28 protein-coding genes are annotated in these 25,839 nt (G+C 55.1%); 14 read left to right on the top strand and 14 right to left on the bottom strand.

What is annotated here, in order from left to right; genetic code table 11:
* Window positions 1–268: 268 nt before the first annotated feature.
* From KI809_RS05620 to rpmA, 5 genes are all read left to right on the top strand, one after another.
* On the top strand, window positions 269–2,776 hold the full coding sequence (locus KI809_RS05620) for a TIGR03960 family B12-binding radical SAM protein (protein WP_214170568.1): 2,508 nt from the start codon (window positions 269–271) through the stop codon (window positions 2,774–2,776).
* Between the two features lie 14 nt (window positions 2,777–2,790).
* Window positions 2,791–4,311: an Rne/Rng family ribonuclease gene (locus KI809_RS05615; protein WP_214170567.1), complete on the top strand. Its 1,521-nt coding sequence runs from the start codon at window positions 2,791–2,793 to the stop codon at window positions 4,309–4,311.
* 24 nt (window positions 4,312–4,335) lie between these two features.
* Entirely contained in the window at window positions 4,336–4,638 is a 303-nt protein-coding gene (locus tag KI809_RS05610; RefSeq protein ID WP_214170566.1) for a Rieske (2Fe-2S) protein, read from the top strand.
* A gap of 88 nt (window positions 4,639–4,726) precedes the next feature.
* On the top strand, window positions 4,727–5,035 hold the full coding sequence (gene rplU / locus KI809_RS05605) for a 50S ribosomal protein L21 (RefSeq protein ID WP_214170565.1): 309 nt from the start codon (window positions 4,727–4,729) through the stop codon (window positions 5,033–5,035).
* 45 nt (window positions 5,036–5,080) lie between these two features.
* A complete protein-coding gene (gene rpmA, locus KI809_RS05600; RefSeq protein ID WP_214170564.1) occupies window positions 5,081–5,338 on the top strand; it encodes a 50S ribosomal protein L27 in 258 nt (85 codons plus the stop codon).
* A 173-nt stretch (window positions 5,339–5,511) separates the two neighbouring features.
* Here the strand turns inward: rpmA and KI809_RS05595 are convergent, their stop codons facing one another.
* A complete protein-coding gene (locus KI809_RS05595) occupies window positions 5,512–5,703 on the bottom strand; it encodes a hypothetical protein (protein ID WP_214170563.1) in 192 nt (63 codons plus the stop codon).
* Window positions 5,704–5,794: 91 nt separating this feature from the next.
* Between KI809_RS05595 and obgE the strand changes: the two genes are divergently transcribed.
* From obgE to KI809_RS05555, 8 genes are all read left to right on the top strand, one after another.
* On the top strand, window positions 5,795–6,805 hold the full coding sequence (obgE, locus tag KI809_RS05590) for a GTPase ObgE (RefSeq protein ID WP_214170562.1): 1,011 nt from the start codon (window positions 5,795–5,797) through the stop codon (window positions 6,803–6,805).
* Between the two features lie 65 nt (window positions 6,806–6,870).
* Window positions 6,871–7,992, top strand: coding sequence for a glutamate 5-kinase (gene proB, locus KI809_RS05585; protein WP_214170561.1), 1,122 nt, complete (start codon window positions 6,871–6,873; stop codon window positions 7,990–7,992).
* A gap of 13 nt (window positions 7,993–8,005) precedes the next feature.
* Window positions 8,006–9,262: a glutamate-5-semialdehyde dehydrogenase gene (locus KI809_RS05580; RefSeq protein WP_214170560.1), complete on the top strand. Its 1,257-nt coding sequence runs from the start codon at window positions 8,006–8,008 to the stop codon at window positions 9,260–9,262.
* A gap of 10 nt (window positions 9,263–9,272) precedes the next feature.
* Window positions 9,273–9,923: a nicotinate-nucleotide adenylyltransferase gene (gene nadD, locus KI809_RS05575; protein ID WP_214170559.1), complete on the top strand. Its 651-nt coding sequence runs from the start codon at window positions 9,273–9,275 to the stop codon at window positions 9,921–9,923.
* Window positions 9,913–10,299 (top strand): ribosome silencing factor, encoded by a 387-nt coding sequence (gene rsfS / locus KI809_RS05570; RefSeq protein WP_214170558.1) that lies wholly within the window; start codon window positions 9,913–9,915, stop codon window positions 10,297–10,299. Before nadD ends, rsfS begins: the two co-directional genes overlap by 11 nt.
* Window positions 10,296–10,757 (top strand): 23S rRNA (pseudouridine(1915)-N(3))-methyltransferase RlmH, encoded by a 462-nt coding sequence (locus KI809_RS05565; protein ID WP_214170557.1) that lies wholly within the window; start codon window positions 10,296–10,298, stop codon window positions 10,755–10,757. Before rsfS ends, KI809_RS05565 begins: the two co-directional genes overlap by 4 nt.
* Window positions 10,758–10,782: 25 nt before the next feature.
* Entirely contained in the window at window positions 10,783–12,327 is a 1,545-nt protein-coding gene (gene gpmI / locus KI809_RS05560; RefSeq protein WP_214170556.1) for a 2,3-bisphosphoglycerate-independent phosphoglycerate mutase, read from the top strand.
* A 264-nt stretch (window positions 12,328–12,591) separates the two neighbouring features.
* Window positions 12,592–13,155, top strand: a complete 564-nt coding sequence (locus KI809_RS05555; RefSeq protein WP_214170555.1) for a M23 family metallopeptidase — start codon at window positions 12,592–12,594, stop codon at window positions 13,153–13,155.
* 68 nt (window positions 13,156–13,223) lie between these two features.
* On the opposite strand, the gene KI809_RS05550 is transcribed toward KI809_RS05555, so the two are convergent.
* From KI809_RS05550 to KI809_RS05540, 3 genes are read right to left on the bottom strand one after another with little or no spacing between them, the layout of a single operon-like run.
* Window positions 13,224–13,799, bottom strand: coding sequence for a flavodoxin family protein (locus tag KI809_RS05550; RefSeq protein WP_214170554.1), 576 nt, complete (start codon window positions 13,797–13,799; stop codon window positions 13,224–13,226).
* Complete coding sequence (locus tag KI809_RS05545) at window positions 13,796–14,395, bottom strand: hypothetical protein (RefSeq protein ID WP_246559256.1); 600 nt, start codon at window positions 14,393–14,395, stop codon at window positions 13,796–13,798. The genes KI809_RS05550 and KI809_RS05545 overlap by 4 nt, the downstream gene beginning before the upstream one ends.
* Complete coding sequence (locus tag KI809_RS05540) at window positions 14,392–14,775, bottom strand: hypothetical protein (protein WP_214170553.1); 384 nt, start codon at window positions 14,773–14,775, stop codon at window positions 14,392–14,394. The genes KI809_RS05545 and KI809_RS05540 overlap by 4 nt, the downstream gene beginning before the upstream one ends.
* Window positions 14,776–14,911: 136 nt before the next feature.
* Between KI809_RS05540 and KI809_RS05535 the strand changes: the two genes are divergently transcribed.
* Window positions 14,912–15,970, top strand: a complete 1,059-nt coding sequence (locus KI809_RS05535) for a P-loop NTPase family protein (protein WP_214170552.1) — start codon at window positions 14,912–14,914, stop codon at window positions 15,968–15,970.
* A 38-nt stretch (window positions 15,971–16,008) separates the two neighbouring features.
* Here KI809_RS05535 and KI809_RS05530 read toward each other — a convergent pair whose 3' ends face one another.
* The 10 genes from KI809_RS05530 to KI809_RS05485 all read right to left on the bottom strand — a co-directional run bounded on the left by KI809_RS05530 (window position 16,009) and on the right by KI809_RS05485 (window position 25,717).
* Complete coding sequence (locus tag KI809_RS05530) at window positions 16,009–16,698, bottom strand: hypothetical protein (RefSeq protein ID WP_214170551.1); 690 nt, start codon at window positions 16,696–16,698, stop codon at window positions 16,009–16,011.
* A gap of 170 nt (window positions 16,699–16,868) precedes the next feature.
* Entirely contained in the window at window positions 16,869–17,411 is a 543-nt protein-coding gene (locus tag KI809_RS05525) for a hypothetical protein (RefSeq protein WP_214170550.1), read from the bottom strand.
* Window positions 17,412–17,437: 26 nt separating this feature from the next.
* A complete protein-coding gene (locus KI809_RS05520; RefSeq protein WP_214170549.1) occupies window positions 17,438–18,118 on the bottom strand; it encodes a cytochrome b/b6 domain-containing protein in 681 nt (226 codons plus the stop codon).
* Window positions 18,119–18,120: 2 nt separating this feature from the next.
* Window positions 18,121–19,284: a cytochrome c3 family protein gene (locus KI809_RS05515; protein ID WP_214170548.1), complete on the bottom strand. Its 1,164-nt coding sequence runs from the start codon at window positions 19,282–19,284 to the stop codon at window positions 18,121–18,123.
* Window positions 19,250–19,483 carry a hypothetical protein gene (locus KI809_RS05510; protein ID WP_214170547.1) on the bottom strand — a complete coding sequence of 78 codons (234 nt, stop codon included), beginning with the start codon at window positions 19,481–19,483 and terminating at the stop codon, window positions 19,250–19,252. The genes KI809_RS05515 and KI809_RS05510 overlap by 35 nt, the downstream gene beginning before the upstream one ends.
* On the bottom strand, window positions 19,480–19,920 hold the full coding sequence (locus tag KI809_RS05505) for a DNA-binding transcriptional response regulator (RefSeq protein ID WP_214170546.1): 441 nt from the start codon (window positions 19,918–19,920) through the stop codon (window positions 19,480–19,482). The genes KI809_RS05510 and KI809_RS05505 overlap by 4 nt, the downstream gene beginning before the upstream one ends.
* Window positions 19,921–19,948: 28 nt before the next feature.
* Window positions 19,949–20,227, bottom strand: a complete 279-nt coding sequence (locus KI809_RS05500) for a hypothetical protein (RefSeq protein WP_214170545.1) — start codon at window positions 20,225–20,227, stop codon at window positions 19,949–19,951.
* Between the two features lie 306 nt (window positions 20,228–20,533).
* Window positions 20,534–21,955, bottom strand: a complete 1,422-nt coding sequence (locus KI809_RS05495) for a sigma-54-dependent transcriptional regulator (protein ID WP_214170544.1) — start codon at window positions 21,953–21,955, stop codon at window positions 20,534–20,536.
* A gap of 11 nt (window positions 21,956–21,966) precedes the next feature.
* Window positions 21,967–24,273, bottom strand: a complete 2,307-nt coding sequence (locus tag KI809_RS05490; RefSeq protein ID WP_214170543.1) for a hybrid sensor histidine kinase/response regulator — start codon at window positions 24,271–24,273, stop codon at window positions 21,967–21,969.
* A 103-nt stretch (window positions 24,274–24,376) separates the two neighbouring features.
* The gene (locus KI809_RS05485; RefSeq protein WP_214170542.1) at window positions 24,377–25,717 is read right to left on the bottom strand and encodes a deoxyribodipyrimidine photo-lyase; all 1,341 of its coding nucleotides are present in this window, start codon (window positions 25,715–25,717) and stop codon (window positions 24,377–24,379) included.
* Window positions 25,718–25,839: the final 122 nt, after the last annotated feature.

Genomic DNA, 25,839 nt, shown 5'->3' with positions numbered 1-25,839 from the left:
TAGGGTTTTGTTGAATCAATGCTTACAATAAAGCAGGTAGCGTGCCAAGGTCGTATTGTTTTTGCATCTAGCTTAAATAATTGAAGAAATTGCTGTGGCAGAGGATGGGTTAGTGTCTGGATTGCCTTAAATGGGTAAGTGGCTGCCTTATATGGGGTAGAATTACGGCTTGTGATTATGCCACGGCAATTCGCTTGCCTCTCTTCCGGGCCATCTGTTACTATCCTGCTGCAATTTCAGGGAGCTGTCATTTAAGTTTGGAGGCTACGTGCAGGACAATTATCTTCTGAGCATAGAAAAGCCGGCGCGTTACATCGGCCAGGAAATGGGCTCCATCATTAAATCTGATGCCGAACTGCGGTTTATTTTGGCGTTCCCGGACGTTTATGAAGTTGGCATGAGTCACCTTGGCATAAAGATATTGTATGCAATCCTGAATAAAGAGCCATGGCTCGCAGCAGAGCGCGTTTTTGCTCCCTGGCCGGATATGGAAGAGCTGATGCGCCGGGATGGGCTCTCGCTGAGTTCTCTTGAAACGGCGACACCGCTCTCTTCTGCCGACATCGTCGGGTTTACCCTTCAGTATGAACTTTCCTATACCAATATTCTCAACATGTTGGAATTGGGCGGCATAGAGATTTTAGCTAAGGACAGAGCTAATGATGACCCGCTGGTCATTGGCGGCGGTCCCTGCTGCGCTAATCCCGAACCACTTGCTGATTTTTTTGATGCGTTTCTTCTTGGAGACGGGGAAGAGGCTGTGCTGGAGATTGCGGCTGTCGTTCGGCAGGCCCGCAAGGAAGGGGTTGCTCGCGTAGAGTTGCTGGAACGGCTTGCAATGATAGAAGGGGTTTATGTCCCTTCGCTGTTTGAGGTGGAGTATACAGTTGATGGTTGCATTAGTGGGGTTGTGTCGCTGCGCCAGGGGTATGGTCCGGTAAGGCGCCGCTTTGTGGCTGATCTGGATCAGGCCGAGTTTCCAGTTGAACCCGTTGTCCCTTTTATGAAGACCGTCCATGACCGGGTAAGCATCGAGATCGCCAGGGGGTGTACCAGGGGGTGCCGGTTCTGCCAGGCAGGTTATCTTTACCGGCCGGTACGCGAGCGTAACCCGGAGAAGGTTCTGGCACTGGTTGCCGACGCACTGCGCAACTCCGGTTACGAGGAGATATCCCTGCTGTCTCTGTCAGCCGGTGACTACTGCCGGATTGAGCCGTTGATCAGTTCCCTTATGGCAAAATATGCTGATGACCGGATAGCTGTGTCTCTGCCGTCATTAAGGGTCGGAACGCTCACTCCGGAACTGGTTGAGGAGATTAAAAAAGTACGCAAGACTGGGTTTACTCTTGCGCCTGAGGCAGGCAGCGAGCGGCTGCGCTCAGCCATAAACAAAGGGATCAGCGAGGAAGACCTGTTGTTGAACGCCTACTCTGCCTATTCCGCAGGATGGCGGGTGATCAAGCTCTATTTCATGATGGGGCTCCCCGGTGAGACCGAAGAAGACCTGAACGCCATTGTTTCATTGGCTCGACAGGTAAAGGCTCAAGGAAAGCGAACCGGCCATGGCGGTGAAGTCAATGTTTCGGTTTCAACCTTTGTCCCCAAAGCGCATACCCCGTTCCAGTGGGAGCCGCAGATCAGCGAAGAAGAAACCGTTGCGCGTCAGCGCATCCTGCGCAATGAGCTGCGCAAGGGGAAGCTCAACTTCAAGTGGCACGATTCGCCGCTCTCAATGCTGGAAGGGGTTTTTGCCCGCGGTGATCGCCGATTGGGAAAGCTCCTTGTCCGTGCCCGCGCCTTGGGGTGCTGCTTCGACGGCTGGAGTGAGCGGTTTAATGTTGCCGGTTGGCAACAGGCTTTTGCCGAGTGTGGCTTGAATCCTGATTGGTATCTTCGTCGCAGGCGGCTGGACGAGGTTCTCCCCTGGGACCATCTTGACTTTGGCATAACAAAAAAGTTCCTGCTGGCCGAGTTGGAACGCTCCGGGACCGGAGTTTACACCGAGGATTGCCGCCATGGCGTGTGCTCAGGATGCGGCGTGTGCGATTTTGATCAGATTAAAATGAGAACGCTGGGTGCCGAGGGTGATCAATCAATCGAAAAGGTTGCTTCAGTCACTGAACCTGTGTCAAACAAAACAGGGGCAAAACGGATGCGCCTGAGATTCGAAAAGACCGGACTGATGAGGTATCTGAGCCATCTGGAGATGCTCAACATGTTTTCCCGGGCAGTGAGCCGGGCCGGGGTGCCGGTGCGTTATTCTCAGGGGTTTCATCCCCACCCGCGTTTTTCCTTTGCAACTGCGCTTTCGGTTGGTGTGGAGTCGTACTGCGAGTATATGGATCTGGATGTTTATGAAAATGGTGATGCTGTTCAGATTGCAGATAGCCTGAATTGCGTACTCCCCAGTGGTGTGAGAATTGTCGCTAGCCAAGAAATCCCGTTGAACAGCCCGTCTCTGTCGGTTATCATTGATGCTGTGAGGTACCGGGTTGCGCTTCGGGAACTTTCTCCTTCAGACCTTCGCCAGAAGGCTGACGCCTTTGTTGCGCTCGAATCCTCTAAGTGGGTACGGCAAAAGCGTGGTAAAACAACGGAATTTGATTTGCGGCATGAGCTGAAAGAGCTGAGTGTGGACGGGGCTGTCCTGGAAATGGTTATTGCCAGGGGCAAGCCTCTTGAGTTCGCGGCCGCGATCACCGGTTTGCCGCTGGAGCAGCTGGTCGGCAGCCGCATAGAAAAGATAGAAGTGATATTTTCCGATTCTCTCGGTTAGAAACAGAGGCATCAATGGCAAATGAACTGGTAATAAATACCGCTCCCCACGAAACCCGGATTGCCCTGATAGAAAATGGGACAATTGCCGAACTCTATATTGAGCGGAGCAAGGTCAAGGGGATTGTCGGGAACATTTACAAGGGGAGAGTAGTGCGGGTTCTCCCCGGCATGCAGGCTGCTTTTGTGGACATTGGGCTCGAAAAGGCCGCGTTTCTTTATGTGGCGGATGTCTTCGATGCAATGGATGAGTATGAGTCATTCATGGAAGGCAACGGCAGCAAAAAGGACGAGGTGCAGACCGGTGACCCTGATGAGCCGGTACTCCATCCTATGCACCCAATAGAGGACTTGCTGCAGGAAGGGCAGGAACTGCTGGTGCAGGTCTCCAAGGAGCCTATCGGCACAAAAGGCGCACGGATAACTGCTCACATTTCGCTGCCTGGCAGACATCTTGTCTATATCCCCACGGTTGACCATGTCGGGATTTCCCGGCGCATTGAGGAGGAGGAAGAGCGCGAGCGCCTCAAGTCGATCGTTGAGCGGATAAAGCCGGCCGGGAGCGGCTTTATCGTTAGGACTGTCTCTGAGGGTAAGAGCGAAGAAGACCTGCTTGCAGACATGAAATACCTGCTCAAACTGTGGGAAGAGGTCGCCAAGAAAAAGGAAAAGGTTCATGCCCCGGCTCTGATCCATTCCGACCTGGACGTTACGCAGAAAGTGGTGCGCGATATCCTCACTGAATCGGTTGATCGCATCGTGGTTGATTCAAAGCCTGAACACGACAAAATTGTGCAGTTTATCTCCACCTTCATGCCGAAGATGAAGTATTCGATTGAACTGTACGACGAGGAAGAGCCGATTTTTGATAACTTCGGGCTGGAGGTCGAGATCAGTCGCGGTCTGGGCCGCAAGGTATGGCTGAAGAGCGGCGGCTATATCATAATCGAGCAGACCGAAGCGCTGACGGCGATTGACGTCAATACTGGCCGGTTTGTCGGCAAGCACAACCTTGAGGATACCATTCTCAAGACGAACCTTGAGGCAGTCAAGGAGATTGCCTATCAGCTCCGGTTGCGCAATATCGGCGGCATAATCATCATCGACTTCATCGATATGGAGAAAGAGGTCAACCGGGAGAAGGTGTTCACTGCCTTGGAAGAGGCGATGAAGGCCGACAAGTCTAAAACCAACATCCTGAAGATCTCCGAACTCGGGTTGGTGGAGATGACTCGCAAACGGGTGCGTGAGAGCATGGGGCGGATGATGTGCGAACCATGCCCGTATTGTGAGGGGCGTGGCTATGTCAAGTCAAAGACTACCATCTGTCATGAGATTTTCCGTGAGCTGCGCCGTGAGATGCTTGATATCAGAGGAACCAAGGCGATGCTCACCGTTCATCCCCAGGTGGCAGATCTCCTTTATGACGAGGAGCGCCGGGGGCTTGAGGAGTTGGAGCGCAAGTTCAAGAAAAGGATCACCGTGAGGGCAAAGCCTGGTTTCCACCAGGAACAGTTCGAGATCCTTATTAACTGATGCTGCGTGAAAGGAGTGATTACTATGCCGCTGGTCGCGAAACTAGGTGATATTCCTAACTGGGGGAAAAAGGTGGTTGAGCTGGACGGCGTTCAGATCCTGCTGATAAATGTCAAGGGGGAGATCTTCGCCTGCGAAAATGAATGTCCGCACCAGGGGAGCCCTTTGAACGCCGGAGTGGTGAAGGACGGCCCCACTCTCTCCTGTCCCCGCCACGGATACAAGTTCAATCTGAGAAGCGGTGCGTGCAACGATTACCCTGAATATGTGCTCAAAACCTATCCCATAAGGCTTGAAGGGGAAGATGTTTTTCTTGATGTAGGGTGATTCGGTATTGCGAAAAAAAGCTTGACTCTGATTGTGGTTATGGGGTATTTTCCAACGCTCATCTAAATTATAAAGGTGGTGAAGGTATATGTACGCAGTTGTAAAAACCGGAGGGAAGCAGTACAAAGTTTCCGAGGGCGACCTGCTTAAGGTCGAGAAACTCGAGGGGGCAGTGGGCGACACTGTCGAACTTGGGGAAGTCCTGATGGTTGGCGGCGATACGGTTAAAATCGGAACACCGTTAGTGCCAAGCGCTTCTGTGGTCGGCACTATTGTCGAGCAGGGAAAAGACAAGAAAATCCTGGTTTTCAAGTCGAAGAGGCGCAAGAACTCCCGTAAATTAAACGGGCACCGTCAGCCGAGAACCATCCTGAAAATTGAAAAGATCAACGCATAACATGCAGTAACCGGATAACCGGTAACAGCAGGAGGCAAGAACACCATGGCACATAAAAAAGGGGTCGGCAGCAGTCGTAACGGACGCGATTCTGACGGCCAGAGACTCGGATGTAAAAAGTTCGGTGGCGAAGCAGTAAGGGCCGGCAACATTATTTACCGGCAGCATGGCACTAAAATCCATCCAGGCAACAATGTCGGGTGCGGCAAGGATTACACCCTCTTTGCCCTGGTTGACGGAGTGGTCAAGTACGAGCGTTTGGGCCGTGACCGCAAGAAGGTTTCTGTCTACCCGGCGAACTGATCAGGTATGGCATAATGTATGAGAAAGCCCGGAGCTTTATGGTTCCGGGCTTTCTGTTCTTTAGCATTGCGCAGGCTGCACGGGGCTTGCTGTTGCTTTGTTTGTTAGTGGCATGTTGCGGGCATGAACCACTGCCCGGTTGAAGAAGTATGTTGCGGTTGGCTGCGTGTGTGTCAGGCGTAGGTTGAAAAACCTCCCCCTTGAGGATCTTTCGGGGGCGTCACCTTTTGTGTCTGCTGGTCGAGCATGGTCGCCAGTTTTTGCTGGGAATCGGCCTGCTGCTTCAGTCCAGCCATCCCCAACTGGTAGAGCGACATCTGCTCCTTAAGCATCATTGCCTGACTTGAGACAGTGCTTATACTCATGGGATACCTCCCTTATGCAGCCTGCAATCACATTATTACCAGCAATCAGCTGGTTTGCAAGCTGCGTCAGGCGAAAAAGTTAAGGTAAAATATGCAATTCGTAGATGAAGTCAAGATACATGCCCGTTCGGGCGATGGCGGCGCCGGATGCGTGTCATTCCGCCGCGAGAAATTCATCCCTTATGGCGGTCCGGACGGCGGTGACGGCGGCGATGGCGGCAGCGTCATTATTGAGGCAATTACCGGTGTTTCCACACTGCTTGATCTCAAGCAACGCCCTCATCAAAAGGCAGAGCGGGGACGGCACGGCATGGGTAAAGACCGTCATGGCGCCTCCGGCGATGATCTGGTCATAAAGGTGCCGGTCGGTACCGTGGTCAAGGATGCTGAGACCGGTGAAGTTATTGCTGACCTGACCGAAGCCGGGGAGCGGTTTGTCATTCTCAAAGGGGGGCGTGGCGGTCAGGGTAATGCCAGGTTCAAGACCTCAACCAACCGCGTGCCGCGGTTTTCCCAGCCGGGCGAGCCGGGCGAAGAGCGCACCTTCCGCCTGGAGCTGAAGCTGCTTGCCGATGTCGGGCTTCTTGGTTTCCCCAGTGTCGGCAAGTCATCACTTATTACCAAGATCTCTGCTGCCAGGCCAAAGATTGCCGATTATCCGTTTACCACGCTGGTGCCGAACCTGGGGGTTGTGGCCTATAAGAATTACCGCTCTTTTGTCGTTGCCGACATTCCGGGGATTATCGAGGGGGCTCACGAAGGGGCTGGTCTCGGTCACCGTTTTCTGCGGCATGTGGAGCGGACGAGAATCCTGCTGCATCTCCTCGATCCTTGCCGGACCCATGATTCCGATCCAATCAAGGACTATGAAACCCTCAATTCCGAACTGGCAAAGTTCGATGAAGAGCTTGCGCAACGGCCGCAGATCGTTGTTGTTAATAAAATGGACTTGCAGGATGTGCGGGAACTTCTGACGGTAATGCTCCCGTATTTCCAGGATAAAGGCATTGCTGTGTTTTCGATTTCGGCCCTGACCGGCGAGGGGATCCCGGAGCTGCTCGATGAGATTGCACGTTATCTATGGTCTGATGCCGGAGCTTGAACCGATTGCGGTTGAGGCTCAAGAGTGTTAATATTCTGCAGATTATTTCCGGGTAAAGGGATGAAATGCGAGGGGAGCTGTTAAAAAACGTACGGCGGATAGTGGTCAAGATCGGCAGCAGAGTGCTGACTACTGTGCAGAACGATCTGGACCGGCAGAGGATTGCCGCCATTGCCGCTGAAATATCCCAACTCCGAAGCAAGGGAATTGAGGTCATTGTTGTGACTTCCGGTGCGGTTGCCGCCGGACGGAGCATGCTCGGCGTCGATCGCCCCAGGACGATTCCCCAGAAGCAGGCAGCTGCGGCAGTCGGCCAGCCGCGGTTGATGAACGCCTACGAAGAGGCGCTAGGCCATTTCGCCATCAATACCGCCCAGATGCTGCTGACCCGCGACGACCTTTCCGATCGCCAGCGGTTTCTGAACGCCCGCGCTACCATCGATACCCTTCTTTCCTGCGATATTGTGCCGATCATCAATGAAAATGACACGGTTGCCGTCGAGGAGATCAAGTTCGGCGACAATGATAATCTCTCGGCCCTGGTGACCAACCTGTCAGAATCCGACCTGCTCATAATTCTTACCGATATCGACGGGTTCTACGATTCTGATCCGCGCACCAATCCGGATGCCCGCCTTGTGCCGTTGGTAAGAGGCATTACCAGGGAAATCGAGCAGGCGGCCGGTGGCAGCGGCTCGTCGGTCGGCACCGGCGGCATGGCAACCAAGATATCAGCCGCAAAAAAGGCCGGCCGGTTTGGTATTCCCACGATAATCGCTAACGGGAGCAGAGAAGGCATTCTGGAGAGACTGATGACCGGCGAGGAGCTTGGTACCTTCTTTCTCCCTGCCGGTGAGAGCCTTAACCGCCGCAAACATTGGATTGCCTATACCCTGCGTCCCCGAGGGCGGATCATTGTCGATGCCGGGGCCGCAAAGGTACTAAGGCAACATGGCAAGAGCCTGCTCCCTTCCGGGATGGTTGCGGTTGAAGGGGAGTTCGAGCGAGGCGCCTGTGTGCGCATTGTCGCCAAGGACGGCAGCGAAATTGGCCGGGGGTTGGCTGACTATTCCAGCCGTGAGTGCCTGATGATCCTTGGTCGGCAGAGCGGCGAGCTTGAGGAAATCCTTGGCTATCGCTACGGCGACGAAGTAATTCATCGGGACAACCTGGTAATCGTCCCATAAGAGAGGATGCTCAATGACCATAGCTGAACAGATCAGGCAGATTGCAGAAAATGCCCGCAAGGCTTCGCACCGCATGGCCCGGCTTTCGTCAGGCGCCAAAAATGACCTGTTGCTGGCAATGGCGACGACGCTGGAACTTGGTACGCCAGGGCTGATTGCCGAGAATGCCAAAGACCTGGAAGCCGGCGCTGCCAAGGGGCTGTCCGCGGCCATGCTCGACCGTCTGATGCTCGATGATCAGCGGATTAAGGGGATGGCTGACGCCTTGCGCGAGGTTGCGGCACTGCCTGATCCCGTGGGCGAAGTGACCAAGATGTGGAAACGCCCGAATGACCTGATGGTCGGCAAGATGCGGATTCCTTTGGGGGTTATCGGCATCGTCTACGAGGCGCGGCCGAACGTAACCGCCGATGCTGCCGCCCTCTGCCTGAAAGCCGGTAACGCCGTGATCCTGCGCGGCGGCTCCGAGGCGATTCACTCGAATCGCGCCATTGCTGCCCTGTTGCAGGGAGAGATGACTAAGGCCGGCATTCCTGCGGAAGCACTGGCAGTCATCCCGTTTACTGAGCGGGAAGGGGTGCTGGAGATGCTGAAGCAGGAGGATTTGATCGACCTGATCATCCCCCGCGGCGGCGAGAGTCTGATCCGGTTCGTGGTGGAGCATTCGAAAATCCCGGTAATCAAACATTACAAAGGGGTCTGCCACCTGCTGGTCGATGCCTCGGCAGATTTCGCCATGGCTGAGAAGATCATCATCAATGCCAAGACCCAGCGTCCAGGAGTGTGCAACTCCCTGGAGACACTGCTGATCCATAAGGACGCTGCCCCGCAATTTGTGCCGCAGATTGCGGCTGCACTCAGTAACCTCAAGGTAGAGTTGCGCGGTGATGAGATATTCCGGGAGCATGCCCCCCAGGCAAAGGTGGCTACCGAACAGGATTGGCACGAGGAGTTTCTTGATCTGATCCTGGCCTGCCGGGTGGTAGGATCGCTGGATGAGGCGATTGACCATATCAATACCTACGGCTCGCTGCATACCGAGGCGATTGTCACCAGTGACTACGCCAATGCCCAGCGGTTTATCCGCGAGGTCAACTCCAGCTGCGTGCTGGTCAATGCCTCAACCCGGTTTGCCGACGGCAACCAGCTGGGGCTCGGCGCGGAGATCGGGATCTCGACCACCAAGCTCCATTCCTTCGGGCCAATGGGGCTGGAAGACCTGACCACAACCAAGTTCATCGTCTATGGAGACGGCCAGGTCAGGTGCTGAAGGCGAGAACATGAGAATCGGGATCCTGGGGGGCACATTCAATCCGATTCACCTTGCTCATCTTCGCATCGCCGAGGAGGTCAGGGAAAATCTCGCCCTGGACCGGATCACCTTTATCCCGGCAGCATCACCGCCGCATAAACCGATGAATGGCGAATTGCCGTTCGAGCTCCGTTGTGAGCTGGTCAGGGTGGCCATCGCGGACAATGAGTCGTTTCAGCTTTCCCGGATTGAAGGCGAACGTGCGGGGAAATCGTATTCCATCGACACCCTGCGGGCACTTGGCGAGCAACGGCCGGCTGATGAGCTGTTCTTTATTATCGGTAGTGATTCATTCTTGGAATTCGGGACCTGGCATGAATACCGCGCGATTTTCCAATGCTCCAGCATCGTTGTGGTGGAGCGGCCAGGGGCGCGGGTGCCGAACCTGTCCGAGGCCCTGCCGGAAGAGGTCAGAAGCGAATTTGTTTTAGATCGGGCGGCCAATCGTCTCGATCACCGGTCGGGCCATCAGGTCCATTATCTGGGAGAATGTCTGCTCGACATCTCCTCAACCCGCATCCGCAATCTGGCGAGACAGGGGCGGTCGATCCGCTACCTGGTCCCTGCTGCAGTGGAACGGTATATTATTGAACAGGGGTTATACGCAGATGAGCGTTAAAAAAGAGATCAGCAGCCTGGACCGCGCATTGAAATGCGCTGAATATGCTCTGGACAAGAAGGCGTACGAAGTTAAGATTCTGGAGATTGCGCGGCTTTCCAGCATTGCCGATTACCTGGTGATCGCCAGCGGGACCTCGGACAAGCAGGTTCAGGCCATTGCCGAATCAGTCCGCACCGGATTGAAGAAGTTCGGCAAGCCGCTGGATATAGAAGGGCTGGCAGAGGGAAAATGGGTTGTCATCGACTACGGCGATGTCCTGTTCCATGTCTTTATCGAGGAACTCAGGAGCTACTACGATCTGGACGGCCTGTGGCAGGTTGCGCCCCAGGTGGAGATCCCTGAAAAGTTCCTCTGGGAGACGAAAGGGGCGTGAAGCTCCGCGTCCTGTGGGTCGGCAAGACCCAGGAGGAATGGGTGCGTTGCGGCATCGATGAATATGCCGGCCGGATCAAGCGCTATCTGCCTCTGGAGATCAGCGAGGTTCGGGAAGAAAAGGGGACCGTGGCCGAGCAGCTGCGGTTGAAGGAAGGTGAGCGGCTGTTGAAAGCCCTGCCGAAAGCTACCAGGCTGGTTCTGCTGGATGAGACCGGAGAGCAGTTCACTTCGACCGGCTTTGCCGCCTTCCTCGGCAGAGAGCGGGACACCGGCACCCAGGAACTGGCCTTTGCCATCGGCGGTTCCTATGGTTTTGATGCCGCAGTACGGAAGTTAGCCTACCGCTCCATATCGCTGTCGAAGATGACCTTTACCCACCAGATGGTCCGCCCGTTCCTGCTGGAACAGCTCTACCGGGGGTTGACCATTCTCAATAACGAATCGTACCATCATTGACTATCTCGTTTAGCAAGGAGCTGATATGCCGAAAAAGCCGCTTCTCCTGATGATCCTCGATGGCTGGGGGATCAACCCCCAGACTGAAAATAATGCCGTTGCCCTGGCCAATACCCCCAATCTCAATAGCCTGCTCAAAGAATACCCGCACACCCAGATCCAGACTTCAGGTATGGCAGTCGGTCTCCCGGATGGCCAGATGGGTAATTCCGAGGTCGGCCACCTCAATATCGGTGCCGGCCGCGTTGTTTACCAGGACCTGACCCGGATCAGCAAGTCGATTGCTGACGGCGATTTTTTCACCAATCCGGTACTGCTCGACTGCATTGCCCGCACCAAGGCAGCCGGCGGCAGGCTGCATCTGGCCGGGTTGCTCTCCGACGGCGGGGTGCATTCCCACAACACCCACCTCTATGGCCTGCTGGAGCTGGCAAAGCGCGAGGGGCTGAATGATGTCTTTATCCACTGTCTCCTGGACGGCCGCGATACGCCACCCAAAAGCGGGATTGACTACCTTGAGCAGCTGGAAGCCGAGATCAAGCGGATCGGCATCGGCACGATCGCCACGGTGATTGGTCGCTACTATGCCATGGACCGGGACAACCGCTGGGATCGCGTGGAAATGGCTTACAATGCCATTGTTTGCGGCGAGGGAGAGACTGCCGTTTCGGCAGCCGCAGCAATCTCTGCCAGTTATGCGGCGGAAAAGAACGACGAATTCGTGCTGCCTACGGTCATAACCCCAGGCGGCACAGCAGTCGGCAGGTTGCAGGATAACGACGGTCTTATCTATTTCAACTTCCGGTCAGACCGCGCCCGGGAGATCACCCGCGCCCTTGCCCTGGACGATTGTCCCGGATTCGCACGCAAACAGCGGGCGCAGCTGGCATCCTACGTTTGCATGACCGAGTACGACGCCACCTTCGGCCTCCCCATTGCCTTTGGCCCGGAAGAGCTGAAGAATATCTTCGGTGATGTCATCAGCCGCGCTGGCCTCAGTCAGCTGCGTATTGCCGAGACCGAAAAATACGCCCACGTCACCTTCTTTTTCAACGGTGGGGTCGAGGAACCGTTCCCCAACGAAGAGCGCTGCCTCATTCCGTCACCCAAGGAAGTGGCGACCTACGACCAGAAGCCCGAGATGAGTGCTTACCTCGTGACCGACGAACTGGAAAAACGGATCGAGTCCGGCCGGTACGATGTCATAGTGCTCAACTTCGCCAACTGCGACATGGTCGGCCATACCGGCATCATCCCTGCCGCTGTCAAGGCGGTGGAAGCAGTGGACAGTTGTGTCGGCAAGCTTGCGGCCAAAGTCAGGGAAAAGGGTGGCGCGCTCCTGATCACCGCCGACCACGGCAATGCCGACCAGATGTGGGACCCGGAGAGCAACGGCCCGCACACCGCCCACACCTGTAACCCGGTCTGGCTGGTCATGGTGGATGACAGCCGCAAGGGGAGCACCTTGAAAGAAGGGGGCCGCTTGGCTGACATCGCACCGACCATGCTCGCCATGCTCGGGCTGGCGCAACCGCAGGAAATGACCGGGCACAGTCTGCTGGCTGGATAAGTGGCCTGTTTTCAGAGAATCATCTAGTTATCTCAAAGCCGCCTTGTCAGCTTCATGTTGGCGGGCGGCTTTTTGCTTAATTGGAGGTGGCTTGCTTGAGGGGATGACCCTGGGACGCCTCATAATACTGCGTTCATTGCCGCTGCCCTTGAAAAAACTCACCTTTAACGGTATCATGTGACCCCGGTACTGAAGAAATTCATATATATGCCGATAGGATATAAAGTTCGCTGATCCTGAATCTTACAACTGACGGTATTGCCTATGAAAATAGCGAAAATAATCCTGATTCTCTGTGCAGTTCTGGTCACCACCCCCTGTTTAGCAGCCCGCAAGTCGCCGGTTGACGGCGGCCGGGTCACCTCTGGCGTTGGCTGGCGGCTCGACCCATTCGGTAGTGGCCGTCAGGTCTGGCATAACGGCTATGATATTGCCGTGCCTTCCGGCACCGCAGTTTATCCTACCCAGGCCGGTACGGTTTATTTTGCCGGACAGTATAAAGGGTACGGCAACCTGGTGGCGGTCGAGCATGGCAAGGGGTATGTCAGCCTCTATGGTCACAATGCCGAGGTGCTGGTCAAGCCGGGTCAGCAGGTTGATACTGCTACTGTTATCGCCTTATCGGGTAGCACAGGGCGTTCTACCGGCCCTCATGTCCATTACGAGATCCGACAGCTGCCGCAACTTGCCAAACAACGCCGCGAGCAGATGGAGCAGGATTTGAAACTGATTGTCCAGCGGGAGATCGGGGACTGGGTGGAGGCCGAGATGAACGGCAAGGGCGGGCCGGAAGCGGAGTTGTATCTTCCCGAGCTTGATGCCAAATAAGAATTGATCAGCCTGATGTTACCAACCGGCATTGCTTTACGGCAATGCCGGTTTTTTTGTGCCGATGGTCAGGGGGTGAGCATTTCTCCGGCAAGCGCTCTTGCCTCCTGAAGAAACGGGGCCAGCGTCTCTGCAGTGCTGTCCGGAGACAGGCCACAGGCGCGGATCAGCCGGCAATCCTTATAACCGGTCCAATCGAGAAACATCCGGTAACGGCTGAAGATGTCGCTAAACATCTTCTGGTCCGGCTGCCCCTGGGTCTGGACCATGACCATCTTTTTTTCAGGCGCCAGTCGACTCGGCGCCGCATTGGTGATGTAATCCGGCTTGAGATAGGAGAAGGTCCGGTCAAAGAAACCTTTTGTCTGGGCAGTGATATCGCCATAGTAAACAGGCGAGGCCATGACCAGAATATCCGCTTCTTTAACGCTGTCCAGCACCTTGGTCAGGTCGTCCTGAAGGATGCAGTGGTCCAGGGTCTTTTTGCAGGCGTAGCACCCTTGGCAGCCGCGATAATTAAGGCTGTTGAGGGTGAATGTTTCGGCGGTTGCACCGAGCTCGACTGCCGCCTTTACGAATTCCCCGGCAATTGCCGCACTACAGGAGCCTGATCTGGGGCTGCCAAGCAGACATGCTATCTTCATCTGTTACTCCTTTCATTATTGGTGATCGGAACCATGCGTATCAGTGTCTGCTCGATGATGCGCAGGGTTGCAAAAAAGGTTTCTGCCAGAGGGTTGCTGCCGAAATCCGTATAGGGTTTATTGATGTAGGCAATACTGGTGCCGGCGAGACAGGTCGCAAGAACCCCGGTCAGCAGGCGATCATCGAGCAGGACGATCTCGGCAGGAGGTGAGGCTGACAGCTCGATGACCTTGAACAGTCCGTCAGGATAAGGCTTTTTCCTGACCCCGGAGATGAAGCGGATACCTGGGAAATGCGCTTTGAACCAGGCGCTCCGTTCGCGAGTCGGTTTGTTGGACAGGATGAACACGCGCTCTTCGCCGAATACCGCACAACAGCCGACGAGCCATGCTGTTGCCTCAGGCAGCGGTTCGGTTCTGCCATGGGGGGCCAGCACCCCGTCAAAATCGAGGGCCAGCACGGTCGCACCGCTTGCTTTAAGGGCTTCCGGTTTCACATTGTGGGTTTCCTGGCGTCTGGGGGAGTTGCGTAGAATCTTTGCCAGTTGGTGCCGGTTGCTGAAACCGGCTATGAATCCGTAGATGGCGTGGTTCATCGGCCGGAGAGGATCTCTTGCTTTATGGCATCGTCAATCAGGCTCTCTTCGATCGCTTCCCTTACCCATGGCTCTTTGCAGCGGGCCAGCACCCGGGCCGCGCCTATGGCAATGGCCGGGACATCGCTCCAGAGGGCGTTTCGGATGGAGCGTAGCTCGTTTTCACTCCCTTTGATTCCGGCTGCCAGCTCCCGGCAGCGGCTGCACAGCAGGGCCAGCCCTGACTCGTCAAGCTCTGCCTTCGGGTTGTAGTCCCATGGCCGCAGCTCATCTTTACCGCCGCACCATTCGCAGGCAAATCCGGCACGCTTGGCTAGATTTTTCCCGAATGAGTTTATTTCGGCCAGTCGCTCCTGGTTGGCGTTGTATCCTTTGGCCATTAAATCCCCCTGTCCGAATCTCATTGAATAGTACACCAGCGAACTACTGTTGTGAAGCGGTGAAAATGGTTGACTGAGCCGCGATCAAGTGGCTTACTTCTTAACGTAACGTTTTACTGCTATCCGGGAGAGCGATATGAATGTCGAACAGATGAAGGCGGTGCTCAGGGAGATGCTGACCAAGACCGACCTGACCCCGTGCGTGGTCGGCCATCGAGGGGTGGGGAAGACCGCCGGGATTATTCAGATATGCCGGGAGATCAACTACCGCTATGTGCCGCTGCGGCTGGGGCAGATGGAGGTCGGCGACCTGGTGGGGATTCCGTACCGCGAAGGCGGGGTGATGCACTGGTCCCGCCCCTCCTGGTGGCCTGCAGACGACGATCCGCCGACCCTGATCCATTGCGATGAACTGAACCGCGCTCAGCAGGAGGATACCCTGCAGGCTATCTTCCAGTTTGTCGAACCTCCCAACGAGGGGCAGCAGCGGGCGCTGCATACGCACAAGCTGCATCACCGGCACCGGGTGGTAGTGACCATCAACCCGCCGGATGGCACCTATCAGGTGGCGCCACTGGATCGGGCGCTGATCGACAGGATGGTAATGCTTTATGTGGAGACCGACTACAGTTGCTGGGCCCGCTATGCCCGCTCCCGGGGTCTTGATGCTGAGGTGCAGCAGTTCATGGCAGTCAACCCGGGGTTTCTTGCCAAGTCCGGCAACCCGATGGAGATGCTGGCCGAGCCTTCGGAACGGGGATGGGAGATGGTCAGCAGGATTCGCGAGCAGTGTCGCTTCACCCAGGAGCTGGCAACCGAGGTCTGCGCCGGAGTGGTGGGACATGAGGCCGCGATAGCATTCCTACGCTGGTGTGCCGAAAACCGCCACCGGCCTATAACTGCCCTTGAACTGCTCGATAGTTGGCCAAAGGTTGCCGATCAGGTCCGGGAACAGCGGGACGACCTGCAGGCTGCCACCATGAACAGCTTGGTGGAACTGTTGCGAGACGGGCTTGATCTGGAGCAGCCCCGTGAAGAACACCTGATTGCTTATATCGATATCCTGCCCAGAGATCTCCGCTTCGCCCTGGTCAAGTCGCTGCTGAAGATCCCAGCGGTGGCGGCGTTGCTGGCCCAGGACCGTTACGACGGCGTGGTGCTGGAGGCGATCAGGGGGATCAGCTCGGAAGCCTGATGTTATGACAATATTCGTGGCATTTAATGTCGGTCAAGCTAACGCTTTGCTGCGAGCAGGGCGGTAATCTCTCCCTGGATATCTGCCGGCGCGATCCCGGCGCTATTGAGAAGCGCCCCCCAGCTTTTCCCTCCGCTCTTGACCGCACGATAGTGCGACATTGCCGGTTGTTTGGTCTTTGCCGCCAGCAGGATGGCAATAACCAGCTCCTGGTTGGTTGCCCCTGCCTTGCGGATAGCCGCCAGATCGGGGCCGGATAACAGCCGGTGTTCCACAATGAGGCCATTCACCACGAGTTCGGCAAGCCTGAAGTCCTGCAGATTGCTTTTCAGAGCTGCAGAGAATTCGCTCCCAAGGGATTTTGCCGGGATCCGGGCAGCTTCCACCACGTCTCGCCAGCTCTCTTTGGCCCCCCTGCTTTGCAGTAACGACTCTGCCGGCTTACCGCTTTTCATTGTCAGCCAGTAGGCGATCCAGAGATCGTCGGAGGATGTCCCCAGCTGCTTTTTCACGACAATCCCTTTTTTGTCGACATTGAATATGGCGGCGAAGAGGGAGTTTTGGGCATTCGCCAGGAAGTAGGGATCGGCAATGGCTGGGTGCGCCGGATCGTAGGTGCGGTCTTTGAAACAGTGGCAGGTTATTGCCGGTGCTGCAGCCGCTGTAATTGGTGCCAGCAACGCAAGGGTCAAAATCAGGCCGTATGGGGCGAGGGCTGGAAGTCGCATTGGCTATTTTCTCCACGGTAGATAGTTTAAACAGAAGTTTTCGCAAGGCAAGAAACAGCGTGGTTTTGACAATAGCCGACCTGGGTCGCGCTGGCTTTGATTCAGGTCAAAACAACAGGAAAGAATATGCCCCACGGAGGACCCGCAGGGCATGGAACCCGTTGCTTTTATTAGCGCCCCATGGCGCTCAGCATCTGCTGCTCTTCCCTGATGGTTCTTGCTTCATAGAGATAGAGCACCGCCTGTTCAAAGCCTATGACCAGGATTCCGGCGGTGAAGACCACGAAGAACCGCAGCGGCAGCAGCCCCCCCAGCAGGTAGAACAGGTAGAAGACAGCCCTGAAACCTACGTGAATCCAGATCCTGTCCGGCTTGGAGCCGTCGTTCAACCGCCCGCCGATGAGGATGATGTCGCTGATGGTTGATACGGCAAATATCATGTCGATCATTGCCAGGAAGGTTTTCGGTTCCAGCAACTGCAGCATCCCCGGCTCCAGTGGGGCAAATAGTTGATAATCCGCCAGAATCCAAGCGACTGTGCTGGCAAAGAGAAAACTCAGCAGCCCCCATAACCCTTTACGGGTATGGAGCTGGACTGATTCGATACTTTTCATGATCCCTTGCTTCCTGAGTGCCGGATCGTGGACAAAGTTCACGCCATCTGCAGCTGCCCCGGTTGTCTCTTTGCTTTGAGTCGATCTTATGGCGTTCATGGCGTCCCTCCTTGTTCAGTGCTCACTTATCTGCCTGGTTCCACTTTGCCTAGCTCTGCTGCCTGGCCTTCTGCTTTCTCTTCGTCGATCTCTTCCCATCCGGTCCACATCGGCTTGAAATGCTCCAGCGGCGTATGGCCGAGAGTGGCCAGGTACACATGGGTGAACAGGAATGCGCACAGAGAGCAGGCAAAGAGGAAATGGAGGTTGGCAAGGATCTTCAACCCGCCGGCAATCACCACCAGATCGCGGAGCGGGGTGACATTCATGATCAGCAGCCCGGTCAGGCTGACCATCGGTACCAGAATGAACATGACGGCAAGATATGCCGATTTCTGCAGCGGGTTAAATTTGTTGTCAGGGGTGGTGTGGTGAGGATTGGGCTCCCCTTTGAAGTATTTAAAGAAGTAGAAGATTCCCTGTCTGAGCAGACCGTGGCGCAGGTCTTCGCTGTTTGGCATATAGAGCTTGAGGATGGTGCCTGCAACCATCTTGTAATAGAAGAACCAGAGAGAGAACGATACCGCCACCACCAGCCCTGCTGCATTGTGCAGAGAGATGGCTGCCTTGTAGCTGCCGAACAGGTTCACATATTCCGGGAAACGGATCTGGATGCCGCTGAGGATGAGGGCAATGAAGCCGGTTGCATTGATCCAGTGCCAGATACGGACCGGTGTCGGCTGGAGATAGATCTTGATCTTTGACATGGCTAGTGCTCCTTTCCATTGCGGTTCCGGCGGGTCAAAAATCGCAGAACCCCATGCCCGACCGGCATTATCATGCCGGCACCGAGGATGGCCAGCCCGATCTTGTTCATATACTCGTTACGGCTCGACCCCATGAGATACATGTCGGGGATGCTGTTTAGCGACTCAAGAATGGCCCCTTTTTCCACCGGGATGCTGGTTACTGAGCCGTCATCCATAGGCAGGGCAATGCTCGATGACTTCACAGCGCCCGGTCCTTTGGCATGGCAATAGGTGCAGTCCCAGCGGTTGTTGATGATTTTGAATGAGTGACTGATCTTGGACGGGGTCATGACCCCAGCCAGGCAGTATTCGCCGTACAGCGGATTTTTATTGAACGCCTTCAATTCGTCGATGGAAACGCTCTGGTCGCCGTTTCTGTCAATTATTCTCCTGATGTCGCCACCCTGCACCAGTTTCTTGAGAGCAGCATGCGACACCGGTTCGATCCGGGTTTCTCCCGCAGCTTGGTGTTTCCTGATAATCGATATGGTGACAACCAGTTCCCTGCTCTCGGTATGGCAGGTTATGCAGGGGATGGTTTCCAGGTGCAGCTCGGATTGCGGCAGCCATCTGGAGTGTCGTGACCACATGATTTCCTGCTTGTGACAACCGGAGCACTGTCTGCGCACCTCTTCACTGCTGATTTCCGAAAGGGTGAGCACGGTATGGGGGTTATGGCAGCTAGTACAGGAGGCGTTCCTGACATGATCGCTGTTGACGTATTCAGCGCCGATATCTTTATGGCAGTCGAGGCATCCGGTGCTCACCTTGCTTTGGAATCCGTCAGGGTGCTTACTGCCAATGGCGTCGTGACAGGTGCTGCAGCCAATCCTGGCGTGGGTAGAGCGGGAGAACTTCATCGGGTCGATGTAGTTGTTTTTGCCGACAGCCGTCATGCTGCTGTGACAGCCGAGGCAGGTGTTGTTTTTGTCAATGGTGCCGAAGGCAAAGCCCGGACCTTGGGCGGCCTGCGTGTGATAAACGAAGAGTGGCAGGCTCATCGCCAACGACAGTGCCATGGTTACTATGTAATGGATTGCTGCTTTCACGATAGCTCCCTCCCTGATGTTTCGTTCTGCCAGCATTGCCTCACTTGTCGTGTCGTTCCGGTAGCGGCGTTTCAACCTTAGTTTCCTTTGCGAGCCCGATCAGCCGCATGAATGCCGGTAGTAACTGCAGGACAACGATGAGGGCACAGAGGCCGACGAACAGCCACAGGAAGAGGCCTCCATCATCCTCACGGCCACCGCCTGCCGCGTAAAGGTATGGTGCCGCCGGTAGCATCAGCCAGATAACTCCTAATGTGATAGCGAACCGTTTCATGATAACTCCTCCTTTTTCTGCGACCTGTTAACCGGCTTGTCTCTGCGACTGGTCCGGTTGATCTTGTCAAAGGCGCACTCAACAGCCTGGCGAATCTCCTTGCGATCATCCATGGATTCGGGGCGCAGAGCCTGGTAAAAAATCCCTCCTTCGCGGATTTTTACGGCCTGGGGGAGCAGCATCTGTTCCGAGACCAGGATGATGGCGAGCTGCCTGTTGCACATCTTAAGCAGGTTGACCATTTCAGCGGATGACATCTTCTGGTCGAAATCCGACCCCAGAAGGAGCACCGGTGTTTTCTTCTGCAAAATGGTACAAAAGGCATGCACCGCTGAATTGGTTGTTTCAACCTGATATCCCTGTCGGGAGAAGTATTCCGCCATTTCAGACCGCTGCCTGGTGTCGCCGTCTGCTATAAGAATTCCTCTCGCGCTCATGGCCCTTTCTCCAATCGGTCTGCAGAGGTTATTTTTCCGGTCCGGCTTCCGGAACGGCAGAGTGCTTTCCCAGGCGCTTGGCACTGCCGGCAACTCCCTTGACCATTGCTGCGATCATGACCAGCGCTGGGATGATCTGGACTGTTATGATTGCCCCAAGAAACCCGATGAAGAGCTTGGACATCAATCCTTCCCCTCTCGTTGCGTCCGGGATGTTGACGAAGAGCATGGTCCCGACAATGACCATGGCAATGATCAGCCCGTTTGCCGCAACTTCGCCCCATGGTTTTTCCCCTGTATCTTTCATGGCTTTTACCTCCTTTGTTTTCTGAACCTCTGTCATGGGTAGAGCAACCGGAGTGCCATATGATTAATAATGGTTAATTAATTGTTAACATCTCGAAATTACTGTGTAAAATGAACCAGGGCATTTTTGCGGAGTGTTGTGGGCGAGGGGCAACTCCTGTTTTTCAGGAATTGAAGCAGTAACGGATTTTATGGGGTAATATTAATAAAATTGGAGTGTTATGGTGATTGGTTGCGCTGCCGGGCAGAAAGAGGCGTTTCCTGAAAAGCAGGAAATTCCTGCTCTGCAGGAAACCGGACTCTGCGGTCAGTGGGAGGTGAGATGCTGTTTCTTCAGGAGGGCGTAAAGGCGTGACTGGGAAAGACCGGAAACGCGGCATGCCTCACTGATATCGTGCTGTGCCTGGCCCATGAGATTCAGGAGGTACTTGCGCTCGGCTTCATTGTAGATGGTTTCACGGAATTCATGGAGCGGCGGAATAACTGAGCAGTCAAAGGCTGAAGACTCTTGGCCGGGCAGTGCTGGGTGGGGTTTTTCTGTTTTAAGCGACGAACAGGCCGCCTCTATCCTGATTTCGGCAGGCAAGTGCCGGGAAAACAGTACCGGTTCAAGGCCGGCAGCCACCACCGCCTGCTCCATAACAGTTGCCAGCTGCCGGACATTGCCGGGCCATTGCAATGATTGCAGCAGTTGGATGAGCTCCGGGGCCAGTCCTTTTGCCGGTATGCCATAAGCTTCGCAGAACCTGTCGACAAAAGAACGCACTAGATCTCTGATGTCATCGAGCCTTTCCCGGAGCGGCGGCAGATGTATTTCAAATCCCCTGAGCCGGTAAAGCAGGTCCTGTCTGAAGGATCCAGCAGTAACCATTGTATCAAGGTTGCGGTTGGTAGCGGCAACCACTCTGAAATCGCTGGACAACTCGGTTGAACTGCCAACCGGGCGGAATCTGTGTTCCTGCAGGACGCGGAGAAATGCCTTCTGAATGCTTAGCGGTAGTTCGCCAACCTCGTCAAGAAACAGGGTACCCCTGTCTGCGGTTCTGATCAGCCCCTCCCGGGAATGGTCAGCTCCGGTAAAGGCCCCTTTTTCATGGCCAAAGAGCATGCTCTCTACCAGGTTTTCCGGCATTGCCGCGCAATCCACCACGACGAATCGGGCTGAAGACCGGCGGCTGTTTTCATGCACGGCCCGGGCAAACAACTCCTTGCCGGTACCGGTTTCGCCAGTGATCAGGACCGCTGCCTCAGAACAGGAGGCCTTTGCCACCAGATCCAGGGATTCCTTCAGCCTGGGGCTGGTGCCGATTATCGCATCACGTTTAAGTGAGACAACAGTGGAACCTTTAAGCGCTGACAATTTTTGTTCCCGGTATTCAAGTGCCCGGGAGAGTGACAGCGAGAAGGCTTTTGCCGAGTCGCCCTTTTCGATATAGTCCCATGCACCGTTTCTGATCGCCAGTTCAGCCCCTTCAGAGTCGCCGAAGCCGGTAATTATGATGACCTCCGGCGAGCCGGGGAGCGTGTTGATTTTCGGCAACAGATCCAGGCCGTTGCCATCAGTGAGCCGCACGTCAAGGAAGACAAGGTCGAATTCGCCGGAAGCGGCAAGGTTCCACCCCTGAGCCAGCGTCAGGGCGTAACAGGCCTCATGCCCGGCCCGTTTTGCCACATGGAGCAGGGTAAGGCAGATACTCTCATCGTCATCAATCACAAGCACGCGGGACATGGTTTGTTACCTCAACGGGCGCTATCCAGGGCGCGGCGGATAAGACTGGACATTTCGTTACGTTCAAGGGGCTTATAGGCAATTTCCTGAATGAACGCAGGGGTAGAGTATTGATCGTTTTCTTCCCTGCCTCCAGTCAGATCCCCAGTGCAGAGCACAATGGGGATATCGTTGCGAATATCGGTAATTTCCCGGGCCAGTTCGATTCCGGTCATCCGTGGCATGCATTGGTCGGTGATGATCAGGTCGTACTCTGTCGGTTTCAGTCGAAACGCTTCAAGGGCGCGCAAGCTGTCGCTGTGCGCATCAACCAAATATCCCAGACGTTCGAGCATTTTGCGCCCGGTAAATACCACATCCTCTTCATCATCGACGAAAAGGATCCGCTCGGCGTTTGCAGCCAGGCTGCTTTCTGTTTTACGTGGCTGACTTTCTTGAGCAGTGTGGGTGCAGGGGAGAAATACCCGAAATCTGGTGCCAACCCCTGGTTCGCTTTCAACGGCGATGGTGCCTCCGTAGCTTTTGACAATGCCATGAACCACGGATAGCCCGAGGCCAGTGCCTTCCGATGGGGCTTTGGTGGTGAAGAACGGGTCAAATATCCTCTCGATGGTCTGGTCGTCAATGCCGCAGCCGCTGTCCTTTACCGTCAGCATAATGTGCGGCCCCGGAGTAAGACCGGTAAGCCGTTCAGCAGTCTCCTCGTTAATCTCGACCTCATCCAGGCTGAGCAAAATCTCCCCTTTCAGGTCTTTCATTGCCTGCACCGAATTAGTGCAGAGGTTCATGATGATCTGATGAAGCTGGGTCGGGTCAGCCATTATCAATGGCGGCGAACTGCATATCGATTCCCGGATTTCGATATTGCTATGGATTGAGGCCCTGAGTAGCTTGACACATTCCTGAATAATCCCTTGCACCTGAAGGGGCTGGCGGTCCTGCTCGGTTCTGCGGCAAAAGGTCATGATCTGTTTGACCAGGTTACGGCCACGCTGTCCGGATTTTAGTATCACATCGAGCAATTCTGCCAGTGGCGAGTCTTCTTGCAGATCATCCCTGGCTAGTTCTGCGCAGGTGATAATAGAGGCGAGGCTGTTGTTGAAGTCATGGGCAATGCCGCCGGCAAGAGTGGCAAGGGCCTCCATCCTCTGGGCCTGTCTTAACTGCCGTTCTAGGCGCTGTTCTCCGGTGACATTCCTGATTAGAACGACATGGCTTGCTGAATTGCCGTCAGGTGACGAAATGGTCCAGAAAGAACAATCCAGTTCCATGCTGTCATCAGTGTTTGAAGATTCGTAGAAGTGCTTGGTTATTGGATATTTTTTCTGCATATTGCCCCAGAGCCATTCATAGAACGCTCTGTCGATCTCCACGTTTTGCAGTTGGGAGATCGGACTGCCGAGCATCAGCTCCGGAGCCAGTCCGGTTATTGATGCAATGGCCGGGTTGGCATACCTGACAATGCCAGTATCGTCGACAATAATGATGCCGTCGTTGGATTGCTGAATAACCGAGGCCAGCAGCATGCGCTCTTTTTCCGATTTTTCGCCGTCATTCTTGGTGCGGAGCGACGCGATTCCGTAGGAAAGGTCTTCTGCCAGCTCTTCGAGCAGTGAAATCTCTCGATTGTTGAATGCCCCCTGATTCCCTGCAAAGATTACCAGGGCACCGAAAGCCTTGCCGTTTGCAGTCAGGGGGAGAGAGAGTGATGCTGCAAAGCCATGATTGACGGCTTCCTCTCTCCAGAGTTCCCACATCGGGTCGTAAATGATCTGCTGAACCACCACTGATTTGCCGTTTCTGATGGCTGTGCCGGTAGGGCCTCTGCCATGATCAACTTCGCCCCAGCTCGCCTTCAGTTTCGTCAGATAGCCTCGCTCATCGCCCCACTGAGCCACGGGACGTATGGATTTATCATCATCATCTTCAGCTACCCCGACCCAGGCGACCCGATATCCCCCGATCTCGACGCAGGTGCGGCAGACTTCGCTCATAAGCTGGAACTCGTCTGTCGCGCGGATCATCGCCTGATTACAGGAACTGTAGCACTTGAGCGCCCGATTAAGGTTGCTGAGTGAGTCTTTACGCCGCTTAATGGCAGCTTCGCTCTTGCTGACCAGGTAAAAGATCATGCCTGAGGTCAAGGTGACAAACAGCCAGCGCCCGAACTGGTCGGCATCGCGGATTATATGAGGAGAAACTCGCGGGATCTGGTCCGGGATGAAGTTGGCAAGAAGGATCCAGGTAATGCCGGATACATAGAAGATGAGAGCAATGGTCAGTGGTGTCAGCCGGGTTTTCAGGAGTACATCGCGCATCCAGGCACCTCATATGGGCGGGATGGTTAGTATATAATTAATTGTTGTTAATAGATTGTCTCGTTTTTTAGGGAAAAGTCAATATGATCTGTGCCTGGATGAATTAAAGTCGTTCTATGCGTGCGATATAGGAGGCCACGTCGAACTTTCGCTTGCAACCCGCATTGCTCATGTAGCGGATTTTACCGAATATCGGGCGTTCGCCCCAGGCCCGGTCATGGACACCGCCGATGCTCCAGGCTATACCGGTATAGCCGTTCGGATCGCGGCCATCCAGCTGGTAGCGATCGTTGAGCGCTATGGCTACCTTCATGGCATCTTCAGCCGACGGGCTCCATTCAAGGATCTTTTTTGCCCAGTACATTCTCAGGTAGCCATGCATACGCCCAGTTATGACCATTTCGTGCTGGGCTGCGTTCCAGAGCGGATCATGCGTGACCCCGGCCTCGAACTGCTCCGGTGAGTAGCAGTATGCTCTCGGGTCGCTTCGATGGAGGTCGAGAGATTTCCGGGCCCAGGCCGGGAAGCCGGCAACCTGGTCATAGGAATTGTTGTAGCAACAGAAATTGTCGGAAAGCTCCCGCCTTATGATCAACTCTTCAAGGAACTCCTCTGCTTTCGGCACTCCGGCAGCTGCGAGAGCTGCCCGTTGCGGTGCCAGCTGGCCAAAGTGGAGATAAGGGGAAAGGCCGGACTGACCGTCGCAGCAGGGGTCGTTGCGCAAGGTGTTGTACTGTCCGAGGCCGTTTTCAATAAATGAGAGCAGCCTGTTCTTGGCCGCAGCTGCTCCTGGGGGCAAAGCTATTTCCGCCACCGACCGGTCAACAGGCAGTTCGCCAATAACCGACAGGGGCTCGAATGGCTCGGGAGGATCAGGCCAGGCAAAGGGATGGCGTATTATCGGCGGGAAATCTGTGAGAAACTCGGCTAACAGCTTGAGTAGCTTGGGGCGCAGGGTGTAGGCGCCGTACTCTTGTTTTTGCGAGAGGTGGTGGCAAGGGACAATGTTGTGCGCATCAACCTCGTGCACGGCAATATTCAGTTCTCTGGCGACATGCTTTCTCCATCCCGCTTTTATGCGTAATGGATCAAAATCAGTTACCAAGGTACCGGCTCTATGCTTAGATACGAAGCTTGCTATTTCTGCGACCGGGGCACCGCGCAAAAGAAATAACGGGATCTCCAGCTCTCGCAGAGACCGGGCGGTATCTGCCAGCCCCCGGAGCATGAAGGCATACTGGCGCAAAGTGGCGCCGAGGAATGCCGGTGATAGTGTAAAAACAACGGCCAACGGCACCCGTCTTTCAACGGCAAGTTGCTGGGCATGCAAGAGTGCCCAGTTGTCGGAAACTCTCTGGTCGCGGCTCATCCAGTAAATAACCGGACCTGTGCCGTGAGCAGCCTGGTTCAGGGTGGTGATCCGCTCTTTTTGTACATGGTGCATCCCAGTTCTCCATTAACCAATTGCAGTCATTTCATTGGTTATTGTATGCCGGCCACAAAAGGATATGTTACACTGGATACTTTCGTCGGCAAGCTGATTAAATCCACAGCTATAACTCAGGT

This window comes from Geoanaerobacter pelophilus, assembly GCF_018476885.1.
GTDB classification, from domain to species: Bacteria; Desulfobacterota; Desulfuromonadia; order Geobacterales; family DSM-12255; genus Geoanaerobacter; species Geoanaerobacter pelophilus.
The sequence above is the reverse complement of the archived record's forward strand: the minus strand, read 5'-3'. Positions and strand labels throughout refer to the sequence as shown.

Coding starts and splice junctions, on each gene's coding strand:
- KI809_RS05615 (WP_214170567.1), top strand. CDS start 2,791: ATGGCAAATGAACTGGTAATAAATACCGCTCCCCACGAAACCCGGATT.
- KI809_RS05610 (WP_214170566.1), top strand. CDS start 4,336: ATGCCGCTGGTCGCGAAACTAGGTGATATTCCTAACTGGGGGAAAAAG.
- rplU (WP_214170565.1), top strand. CDS start 4,727: ATGTACGCAGTTGTAAAAACCGGAGGGAAGCAGTACAAAGTTTCCGAG.
- rpmA (WP_214170564.1), top strand. CDS start 5,081: ATGGCACATAAAAAAGGGGTCGGCAGCAGTCGTAACGGACGCGATTCT.
- KI809_RS05595 (WP_214170563.1), bottom strand. CDS start 5,703: ATGAGTATAAGCACTGTCTCAAGTCAGGCAATGATGCTTAAGGAGCAG.
- obgE (WP_214170562.1), top strand. CDS start 5,795: ATGCAATTCGTAGATGAAGTCAAGATACATGCCCGTTCGGGCGATGGC.
- proB (WP_214170561.1), top strand. CDS start 6,871: ATGCGAGGGGAGCTGTTAAAAAACGTACGGCGGATAGTGGTCAAGATC.
- KI809_RS05580 (WP_214170560.1), top strand. CDS start 8,006: ATGACCATAGCTGAACAGATCAGGCAGATTGCAGAAAATGCCCGCAAG.
- nadD (WP_214170559.1), top strand. CDS start 9,273: ATGAGAATCGGGATCCTGGGGGGCACATTCAATCCGATTCACCTTGCT.
- rsfS (WP_214170558.1), top strand. CDS start 9,913: ATGAGCGTTAAAAAAGAGATCAGCAGCCTGGACCGCGCATTGAAATGC.
- gpmI (WP_214170556.1), top strand. CDS start 10,783: ATGCCGAAAAAGCCGCTTCTCCTGATGATCCTCGATGGCTGGGGGATC.
- KI809_RS05555 (WP_214170555.1), top strand. CDS start 12,592: ATGAAAATAGCGAAAATAATCCTGATTCTCTGTGCAGTTCTGGTCACC.
- KI809_RS05550 (WP_214170554.1), bottom strand. CDS start 13,799: ATGAAGATAGCATGTCTGCTTGGCAGCCCCAGATCAGGCTCCTGTAGT.
- KI809_RS05545 (WP_246559256.1), bottom strand. CDS start 14,395: ATGAACCACGCCATCTACGGATTCATAGCCGGTTTCAGCAACCGGCAC.
- KI809_RS05540 (WP_214170553.1), bottom strand. CDS start 14,775: ATGGCCAAAGGATACAACGCCAACCAGGAGCGACTGGCCGAAATAAAC.
- KI809_RS05535 (WP_214170552.1), top strand. CDS start 14,912: ATGAATGTCGAACAGATGAAGGCGGTGCTCAGGGAGATGCTGACCAAG.
- KI809_RS05530 (WP_214170551.1), bottom strand. CDS start 16,698: ATGCGACTTCCAGCCCTCGCCCCATACGGCCTGATTTTGACCCTTGCG.
- KI809_RS05525 (WP_214170550.1), bottom strand. CDS start 17,411: ATGAACGCCATAAGATCGACTCAAAGCAAAGAGACAACCGGGGCAGCT.
- KI809_RS05520 (WP_214170549.1), bottom strand. CDS start 18,118: ATGTCAAAGATCAAGATCTATCTCCAGCCGACACCGGTCCGTATCTGG.
- KI809_RS05510 (WP_214170547.1), bottom strand. CDS start 19,483: ATGAAACGGTTCGCTATCACATTAGGAGTTATCTGGCTGATGCTACCG.
- KI809_RS05505 (WP_214170546.1), bottom strand. CDS start 19,920: ATGAGCGCGAGAGGAATTCTTATAGCAGACGGCGACACCAGGCAGCGG.
- KI809_RS05500 (WP_214170545.1), bottom strand. CDS start 20,227: ATGAAAGATACAGGGGAAAAACCATGGGGCGAAGTTGCGGCAAACGGG.
- KI809_RS05495 (WP_214170544.1), bottom strand. CDS start 21,955: ATGTCCCGCGTGCTTGTGATTGATGACGATGAGAGTATCTGCCTTACC.
- KI809_RS05490 (WP_214170543.1), bottom strand. CDS start 24,273: ATGCGCGATGTACTCCTGAAAACCCGGCTGACACCACTGACCATTGCT.
- KI809_RS05485 (WP_214170542.1), bottom strand. CDS start 25,717: ATGCACCATGTACAAAAAGAGCGGATCACCACCCTGAACCAGGCTGCT.